Source organism: Janthinobacterium sp. GW458P, from assembly GCF_002127585.1.
Classification (GTDB): Bacteria; Pseudomonadota; Gammaproteobacteria; order Burkholderiales; family Burkholderiaceae_D; genus Janthinobacterium.
On sequence record NZ_NEGZ01000119.1, the window covers coordinates 1 to 3506 of the forward strand.

At 69.8% G+C, this 3506-nt stretch carries 6 protein-coding genes; all 6 read right to left on the reverse strand.

What is annotated here, in order from left to right; all coding sequences use genetic code 11:
* Positions 1-156: 156 nt before the first annotated feature.
* From madM to CBW50_RS28135, 6 genes are read right to left on the reverse strand one after another with little or no spacing between them, the layout of a single operon-like run.
* Positions 157-921, reverse strand: coding sequence for a malonate transporter subunit MadM (madM, locus tag CBW50_RS28110; RefSeq protein WP_086148535.1), 765 nt, complete (start codon positions 919-921; stop codon positions 157-159).
* A complete protein-coding gene (gene madL, locus CBW50_RS28115) occupies positions 914-1327 on the reverse strand; it encodes a malonate transporter subunit MadL (protein ID WP_086148536.1) in 414 nt (137 codons plus the stop codon). The genes madM and madL overlap by 8 nt, the downstream gene beginning before the upstream one ends.
* A gap of 54 nt (positions 1328-1381) precedes the next feature.
* A complete protein-coding gene (mdcE, locus tag CBW50_RS28120; protein ID WP_086148537.1) occupies positions 1382-2194 on the reverse strand; it encodes a biotin-independent malonate decarboxylase subunit gamma in 813 nt (270 codons plus the stop codon).
* Positions 2191-3045, reverse strand: coding sequence for a biotin-independent malonate decarboxylase subunit beta (locus CBW50_RS28125; RefSeq protein WP_086148538.1), 855 nt, complete (start codon positions 3043-3045; stop codon positions 2191-2193). Before CBW50_RS28125 ends, mdcE begins: the two co-directional genes overlap by 4 nt.
* Positions 3042-3350, reverse strand: a complete 309-nt coding sequence (locus CBW50_RS28130; RefSeq protein WP_086148539.1) for a malonate decarboxylase subunit delta — start codon at positions 3348-3350, stop codon at positions 3042-3044. Before CBW50_RS28130 ends, CBW50_RS28125 begins: the two co-directional genes overlap by 4 nt.
* A complete protein-coding gene (locus tag CBW50_RS28135; RefSeq protein WP_301178825.1) occupies positions 3337-3504 on the reverse strand; it encodes a triphosphoribosyl-dephospho-CoA synthase in 168 nt (55 codons plus the stop codon). Before CBW50_RS28135 ends, CBW50_RS28130 begins: the two co-directional genes overlap by 14 nt.
* Between the last annotated feature and the right edge of the window lie 2 nt (positions 3505-3506).

Below are 3506 nucleotides of genomic sequence, written 5' to 3' on the forward strand. Positions count from 1 at the left end.
CGCGCAAGCCCACGGGAATGCGCCCGGGCGCGCAGCTGGCGCGCCGCACCACGAGCGGCGCGGCGGCCAGCCACGCGGCATCAAGCCAGGCGGGCAAGGAGGCGCCGTCCGGCAGGCCGGACACCCACAGCAAATCATGCGCGCGCCAGCCGTCCATCAGGCCACCACCGCCTTGACGGCGAAGAACAGCAGCGAAGGTCCCAGCAGACAGCCCAGGCCCGTGTGGAACGTGGCCACCAGGGCGCCATACGGCACCAGCTTGCGGTCGGTGGCGGCCAGGCCCGCCGACACGCCGCTGACGGTGCCGGCCAGGCCGCCGAAGACCATCGCCGAGCGCGGCGTCTTCAGGCGCAGGAAGCGCGCCGCGGCGGGCGTGCCCACCATCACGAGGATGGCCTTGATGAGGCCTGCCGCGATGCTCAGGGCCATGACGTCCGAGCTGGCGCCGATGGCCGCGCCCGTGACGGGGCCGACGATATAGGTGACGGCGCCGGCGCCGATGGTGGTCATGCTGACGGCGTCCGAGTAGCCAAACGCATAAGCGACGCCGGCGCCGACGAGAAACGGCAGCACCACGCCCAGCACCAGCGCCGCGAGGCCGATCAGGCCCGCCTTGCGCGCCTCGGTCGCCTGCACCTCGAAGGCGGTGGCGACGATGGCAAAATCGCGCAGCATGGCGCCGCCCATCAGGCCGATGCCGCCGAACAGCGACAGATCGGCCAGGCCCTTGTGGCCGCCGCTATGCACGCCGCCCCAGTAAGCGAGGCCCAGGCCGATCACGATGGCGATGGCCGAGCCGTGCACGCGGCCGAAGGTCAGGTATTTCGACAGCGCGATCGACAGCAGCATGATCAGGCCGACAAAGGCGAATGCCGTCACCAGGCCATTGTGGATGGCGGCTTTTTCAAAGATTTCAAGCATGACGGTGCTCCTTGACCAACATCAAATCCGCTTCGGCGGCGGCGATGGCGGCCGGGCTTTCGGTGCGATTGATAAGCGAAATGACGGCGCCGCAGACGAGCACGGAAGCGATGGCGGCCAGCACGGCCACCGGCCCGCCGCGCAGCGCCGCGACCACGTCCTGCTGCGCCGCCATGGCCACCACCACGGGAATATACATGGCGCCCCAGTATTCGACGCCCCGCTCCGTCATCTGCGGCAGCCAGGACCGGCGCTGCATGTAGAGCCGGGCGCAGATCAACAGCAGCATGGCGATGCCCACGCCGCCCACGTTGGTCTTGACGCCCATCAGCTGCCCGAGCAGGTCGCCCAGGAAGATGCCGAGCAAATGGCACAGGGCCAGCAGTGCGGTTCCGTAAATGATCATGATTGTCTCCGTTATTGGAATAGGAATGACTTGGTGTCTTCTCTGTTGCTTCGCTTACCACTGCTGCCCCAGCACCTCCCTGACTTTTGCCGACGCCTGGCGGTGCGGCGCGCCCAGGCGGCTGGAAAGATCCCTTTGCGGGTCGGCGCGGATATCGGCCAGCGCCGCCTGCAGGCTGGCGCGCACCTGCGCCAGATCAAGCGCCGACGGCGCGTCCGGCTGCGCCACCCGCAAGGTTTGCCACAGCAGGCCCAGGGTCGCGTAATTCTTGACGTCATAAGCCATCGGTGGAATCGTCGCCGCCAGCGCTTCGAGCGCTGCCACCGTGCGCAGGGTGATGCGCGCCGCCGACGCCTTGCCCATGGCATGCACCATCACTTGCTGATCGTCGAGCGCGATCAGGCGGTTGGCCTGGTAGCCGTGCGCCAGGAACGCGCCCGACATGGCCTTGCCGACGATCAGGCCGATGACGGGATGGCCGGCCAGGCGCGCGTCGGCATACGCCCCCGCCGCGCCGGCCAGCGCCTGGTGGATGCCGTAGGCCTCCTCGCGCCGGCCGTAGGCCTGGCTGGCCACGTCGATGACGGCGACGATGGGCCGTTTCACGGCCTGCGCCTGGTCTTCGAGGACTGCCTGCTGCACGGCGCGCGCCAGCTGCCACGCCTCGACCAGGCCGACTTCTCCCGTGCGGGCGCGCGTAAAACGGTTGTCCGGGTCGGGCAGCACGGCGAGATAGCGCGCCGGTTCGCCGGCCAGCGGCGCGTCGGCCACGCGCACGGAAGGCGGATAGCCGTCCAGCGGCGCAATGTTATTCGTGAGTGCCGCCAGCCAGGCGGCGCCGCGGCTGGAATTGGTGATGGCGTTCATGCTGCGGCTCCTTTGCTGTAGATCAAGCGCGCGGCTTCCGGCGTGGCTTGCGGGCCGGCGTCCACTTGCGCCAGGCGGGCGAGAAAACCTTCTGCCTGGCTGCTCCTGTGCCGCTCCGGCACGCCGCGCCCGAACAGTTCGGCCACGGTGGCGCGCATCTGCGCCGTGTCGTCCGCCACATAGGCGTCGGCCAGGCCGCTGTGGAAGCGCTGTTCGCCGCCCGTCAGGCTCCAGATGAAGGGCTTGTTGCGCGAGTCGAATTCGTCCACGCCCGCCTCCTGCTCGATCACGGCGGGACCATTGAGACCCAGTCTTGCCTCGCGCGTAACGACAAGGTAGCTGCACAGGCCCGCCGCGATCGACATGCCGCCGTAGCAGCCCACCGTGCCGGCCGTGATGCCGATCACGGGCTGGTAGCGGCGCAGGTCGACGATGGCCGCATGGATGTCGGCAATGGCCGCCAGGCCCAGATTGGCTTCCTGCAGCCGTACGCCGCCCGTCTCGAACAGGATCACGGCGCGCGTCGGCACGCCCTGGCGGTTGTCCCTGGCCGCCAGTTCCAGCGCGCCGGCGATCTTCGCGCCGCCCACCTCGCCCATGCTGCCGCCCTGATAGGCGCCTTCGATGGCCAGCACCACGGCCGGCTGGCCGTCGAACAGGCCCTTGGCCACCACCACGCCGTCGTCCGCCTGGGCCGTGACGCCCTGCTGCGGCAGCCACGGCGACGCGATGCCGCAGAACGGGTCGAGCAGTTCGCGCATGCTGCCCGCATCCAGCAAGGCGCGCGCCCGGCTGCGCGCCCCCCGTTCGATGAAGCTGTCGCGCTCCAGCAGTTCCGTCAATGTGCTCATGCCGCCCTCCCCGCTTGCAATTCTTCGTAGGCCTGTTCGATGCGCATGCGCACCACGCCCGGCGTGGCGCCGCAGTCGTTGATGACGATGGTCGCTGCCGGCAACGGCTCGCCGCCGAACACGCGCAGCAAGAGCGCGTCCCAGACGGCGCCCTTGCCGTCGACGGAGGTGTTGACGACGATGCGGGTCACGCCATCGCCGGCGGGCTGCAGCAGCACTTCCAGGTCGCCCGAGCCGACGACGCCGGCCAGGGCGCGCCCCGATGCCGGCTGCCCGGCGGGGAACGTGTAGTTACGCGTCTCCATGCGCTTCTCCTTCTTGTAATCTGTCCAGGAACAGGGTCGCCGCCAGCAGATCCGCTGCGCCGCCCGGCGACACGCCCCGCGCCAGCGCCACCGCTTCCAGCGCCAGCAGCGCCTGCGTGCCGGCATAGGTGGCCGCGCCGCCGGCCGCCAGCACCC

Coding starts and splice junctions, on each gene's coding strand:
- CBW50_RS28130 (WP_086148539.1), bottom strand. CDS start 3,350: ATGGAGACGCGTAACTACACGTTCCCCGCCGGGCAGCCGGCATCGGGG.
- madM (WP_086148535.1), bottom strand. CDS start 921: ATGCTTGAAATCTTTGAAAAAGCCGCCATCCACAATGGCCTGGTGACG.
- mdcE (WP_086148537.1), bottom strand. CDS start 2,194: ATGAACGCCATCACCAATTCCAGCCGCGGCGCCGCCTGGCTGGCGGCA.
- madL (WP_086148536.1), bottom strand. CDS start 1,327: ATGATCATTTACGGAACCGCACTGCTGGCCCTGTGCCATTTGCTCGGC.
- CBW50_RS28125 (WP_086148538.1), bottom strand. CDS start 3,045: ATGAGCACATTGACGGAACTGCTGGAGCGCGACAGCTTCATCGAACGG.